Raw genomic sequence first — 4265 nt, 5'->3', positions numbered from 1 at the left:
TTGATCATCGTCGTATGCGAGTCGGTGCCGACCAGGGTGTCGGGAAAACACACGCGTCCACCGGGCGTCTCCTGCTGGCGCACACCGCGGAAAAGGTGTTCGAGATTGACCTGGTGGACAATACCGACGCCGGGCGGCACGACCCGGAAGGTATCGAAAGCCTGCATGCCCCATTTCATGAACTGGTAACGCTCGTTGTTGCGCTCGAACTCTTTGCGCATGTTCTGCTGCAGCGCCTGCGGCGTGCCGTAGTTGTCCACCTGTACCGAATGGTCGACGACCAGATCCACCGGCACCAGCGGCTCGATACTAGCCGGGTCGCGCCCGCGCGCCTGCGCCGCGTGTCGCATCGCCGCAAGATCGCAGAGCAAGGGCACGCCGGTGAAATCCTGCAGCACGACACGCGCGACGACGAACGGAATTTCCTCGCTGCGCGGTGCCCGTGGCTGCCACTGAGCCAATTCGAGAATATGCCGTTCGGCTACTCGATGACCATCGCAGTGCCGCAGAAGCGCTTCGAGAACGATCCGTAGCGATACCGGCAAACGCGCGATATTGCCGATCTCGGCTGCCGCCAGCGCTGGTAATGAATAGAACAGCGCCTCGGGCTGACCGGGAGGATCGAAACGGGACAGTGTATTGAACGGCGAGTGCGGCATGGAAGACCTCCGGACAGATTGGCGCTGCGCGCAACAATTGAGGAGACATCTGGCACCGGCGCTCGTTCCTCCGATGCCCAAACGCCTGACGCGACGTAGCTTGCCGCGCTGTCGAACGAAAGGCAATCGCCGACATGCCTAATAATAGACCGACTCTGCCGGCAGGGGGCGAGGCGAAACCGCCGGTCAACTGCCGGAGCAACCCGCGATCGCCCGGCGCCCATCGCTCGACCGGCGCGTCAGCGCACCCGACCCCACTCGTATAGAATTGGGCTGAATCAAGGTCTGACTGGCGACGGGTCGGCAGACCACCAGCGGCAAGCTACCGTTCGCTTCGGCGGATGCGCTGTCCCGATAAGGGGCGTCGCCCCTGCTCACACCACACCCAACCCAAGGAGAACTACATGGCAGCCAAGAAGATCCTGATGCTTACCGGCGATTTCACCGAAGACTACGAAACGATGGTGCCCTTCCAGGCCTTGCAGATGGTCGGCCATACCGTGCACGCCGTATGCCCCGGCAAAAAAGGCGGCGAGCAGGTACGCACCGCAATACACGACTTCGAAGGCGATCAGACCTACAGCGAGAAGCAGGGTCATCTTTTCACGCTGAATGCCGATTTCGATAGCGTGCGCGGCGAAGACTACGACGCGCTGGTCATCCCCGGCGGCCGTGCACCCGAATACCTGCGGCTCAACCCGGCGGTGATCGCCCTCGTCCAGCACTTTGCGAGCGCCGACAAGCCAATCGCCGCGATCTGCCACGGCGCCCAACTGCTGGCCGCGGCAGGCGTACTTTCTGGACGCTCGTGTAGCGCCTATCCGGCATGCGCACCGGAAGTGCGGGCGGCGCACGCGGAGTATGCGGACATCGAGGTCGACCAGGCGCACGTGGACGGCAATCTGGTCACCGCCCCCGCCTGGCCCGCTCACCCGAACTGGCTGGCAAAGTTCCTGGAGGTTTTGGGCACGCGCATCGCGCCCTGAGCGCGGATTCTGGCCAAGCCAAAGGAGGACCTGCGTGGTGCACCGGATGCCGTCATGACTTCCCTGCCCCGGCGCCTGATGGCGGCCGCAGGGGCGTCAGCAGCGAAGACAGACCGTTATGGTCGAGTTCGTGCATCAGCGCCAGCAACTGGCCCAACTTGCCCCGAGGAAAGCCCTCCCGTGCGAACCAGTTCAGGTAGTTTCCCGGCAGATCGGCGATGAGACGGCCCTTGTATTTGCCGTAGGGCATGGTGTGGGTGACCAGAAGCTGCAGATCGTCGGTGTTCATCGGTTCACCCTTATTCCGTCCTGGCCTCGTTTCGTCGCTCGCAGGCCTCGGCCTGGCGCGGCGCGCGTGCCGGCCAGCATACCCAAGACGGCCCTGCCCTGCCAGAGTTATGGGCGCGCAACGCCAGCGCGATGATCATCGGCCCTGGCGCTCTGGGCGCCGCTGCGCGGCCTTGGCCAGAGCGGGCCACGGGCGGCCCGGCGCAGAGAAAGCGTGGCCGGCATCGCGCCGCTATGTGACGGCAGCAGGACAACCGGTACCATGTTCGCGGCGCCCCACTGCGAGCCGCTGACCACTGGGAGAAACGGGAACGATGCTGCTCTGGCTCAAGCACTACCGACGCGAATTGCTGGCCGGCGATATCGGCGCCGGCATCATCGTCGCCATGATGCTGATTCCGCAGGGCATGGCCTATGCCATGGTCGCCGGCCTGCCGCCGGTGACCGGCCTGTACGCCAGCATCCTGCCGGCCGTCGCCTACGCGGTATTCGGCAGCAGCATGGTGCAATCGGTGGGGCCGATGGCGATCACCTCGCTGATGATCGGCACATCGCTGGCGCCGTTGGCGCCTCCGGGCTCGGCCCTGAGTGTCGTCCTGGCCGGCCAGATGGCGCTGCTCGCCGGCGTGATGCTTTTCCTGAGCGGTGTTTTCCGCCTCGGCTTCGTCGCCAGCTTTCTCAGCCGACCGGTGATGAGCGGTTTCACTACCGGCGCCGCCCTGCTGATTACCCGCGGCCAGATCGAACCGCTCCTCGGCGGGCCGGTGACGGCCATCCATCCGCCCAGCGCGATCATCGGACTGGCTTCGCTGCTCGGCCTGTGGCTGGCGAAACACTATCTGGTACGCGGGCTGAACGCCTTGGGGCTTTCAGGGAGAGCGGCGGAAACCCTGTCCAGACTGGCGCCGGTGGTGGTGCTGGTCGTGGCAACGGTGGCGGTTGCACTGCTCGGGCTGGCGCAGGCGGGGGTCAAGGTCGTCGGGGAGATTCCTTCCGGCATCCCCGCAATCACCCTGGCGGCGTCGGCCGAGCACTGGCAGCCCTTGCTGCTGCCCGCCCTGCTGATTGCCTTCATGATCTTCCTGTCGAGCCAGGCGGCGGCGCAGTCGCTGGCGCACCGGCGCGGCGAACGTATCGTCACCAACCAGGAGCTGCTGGGGCTGGGCGCTGCCAACCTGGCCAGCGCCGTCTCGGGAGGCTTTGCCGTCACCGGCAGCATTTCACGTTCGGCAGTCAATTACTCGGCCGGGGCCAACACGCCCCTGGCCAGCTTGATTTCGGCCGGGCTGATCGTGCTCGCGCTGTCCGTGCCAACGGCCTGGATCTCCTGGTTGCCGCTGCCGGCGCTGGCGGCGACGATCATCCTGGCGGTAATCGGGATGATCGATTTCACCACCTTGAAGGACGCCTGGCGCTACGACCGTAGCGATGCCGGCGCCCTGCTTGCCACCGCCGCTGGCGTGCTGGTGCTTGGCGTCGAGGAAGGCGTGATTCTCGGCGTCGTGCTGTCGCTGGCCACCTTCATCTGGCGCTCCAGCCGACCGCACATCGCCGTCATCGGCCGCATCCCAGGCAGCGAACACTTCCGCAATGTCCAACGACACCAGGTGGAAACCCTGCCCGGCGTGCTGATGCTGCGCATCGATGCCGACCTTTTTTTCGGCAACGTCGATGCCGTCGTCAACCACCTCGATCACCTGCTGAAGGCGCGAAGTGCCGACGGGCTGCCCACACGCCATGTGCTGCTGGTGATGTCAGCGGTCAGCCTGATCGATACCACCGGCCTCTATGCACTGAACGAGATCAACCACAGCCTCCAGGACGAGCAGATCAAGCTCCATCTCGCCGAAGTGAAGGGACCGGTCATGGACCGCCTGCAGCACAGCGCCCTGATCCGCGGGAAACTCAGCGGGCAAGTGTTTCTCAGCACGGTGGACGCTTTCCGTTGTTTGAGCGAAGAGGACCGACACACGCGTTGAGGTGGCACACGGGCGAGACAAACCATGCGCAGTTCCCCGGAACCCAACCATCATGGCACCGCATGTGAACCTCACAGACATCGACCGTTTCAAAAATGCGATCCCGGACGAGAGCACCATCCTCAGTTCTGCCACCTGCTCGAAGACAACCAGAGTGCGGTCCAGGTGTCGCTGAGTGGTTCGGCCATGACCTTTTTCGTCATGCTTTTGCGCCGGGCCGAGGCCGCTTTCGCGGTCGTGCTTTGGGGAAAACCCATCAGTTATCCAACGGTCCAAATTCCCGGCGCCCGCTCTCGAGATGCGTGCCGCCTACTCCGCCAACAGTTCGACCACCGGCTCAAGTTGCTCCACAT

At 64.5% G+C, this 4265-nt stretch carries 5 protein-coding genes; 3 read left to right on the top strand and 2 right to left on the bottom strand.

Annotation, left to right across the window (positions count from 1 at the left end; all coding sequences use genetic code 11):
* Window positions 1-659: aconitase family protein (locus tag RUW20_RS19645; protein WP_313953912.1), on the bottom strand; the 659-nt coding region annotated here is incomplete at its 3' end.
* 404 nt (window positions 660-1063) lie between these two features.
* On the opposite strand from RUW20_RS19645, the gene RUW20_RS19640 reads away from it, so the two are divergent.
* Window positions 1064-1645 (top strand): DJ-1/PfpI family protein, encoded by a 582-nt coding sequence (locus tag RUW20_RS19640; RefSeq protein ID WP_313953911.1) that lies wholly within the window; start codon window positions 1064-1066, stop codon window positions 1643-1645.
* 52 nt (window positions 1646-1697) lie between these two features.
* On the opposite strand, the gene RUW20_RS19635 is transcribed toward RUW20_RS19640, so the two are convergent.
* Window positions 1698-1934 carry a DUF3820 family protein gene (locus RUW20_RS19635; protein ID WP_313953910.1) on the bottom strand — a complete coding sequence of 79 codons (237 nt, stop codon included), beginning with the start codon at window positions 1932-1934 and terminating at the stop codon, window positions 1698-1700.
* A 313-nt stretch (window positions 1935-2247) separates the two neighbouring features.
* Here RUW20_RS19635 and RUW20_RS19630 point away from each other — a divergent pair, with 313 nt between their 5' ends.
* The gene (locus RUW20_RS19630; protein WP_313953909.1) at window positions 2248-3912 is read left to right on the top strand and encodes a sulfate permease; all 1665 of its coding nucleotides are present in this window, start codon (window positions 2248-2250) and stop codon (window positions 3910-3912) included.
* Window positions 3913-3936: 24 nt separating this feature from the next.
* On the top strand, window positions 3937-4265 hold a 329-nt coding region (locus RUW20_RS19625; protein ID WP_313953908.1), incomplete at its 3' end, for a hypothetical protein.

This window comes from Accumulibacter sp., from assembly GCF_032229525.1.
Classification (GTDB): Bacteria; Pseudomonadota; Gammaproteobacteria; order Burkholderiales; family Rhodocyclaceae; genus Accumulibacter.
This window is presented reverse-complemented; position numbering and strand designations above follow the sequence as displayed.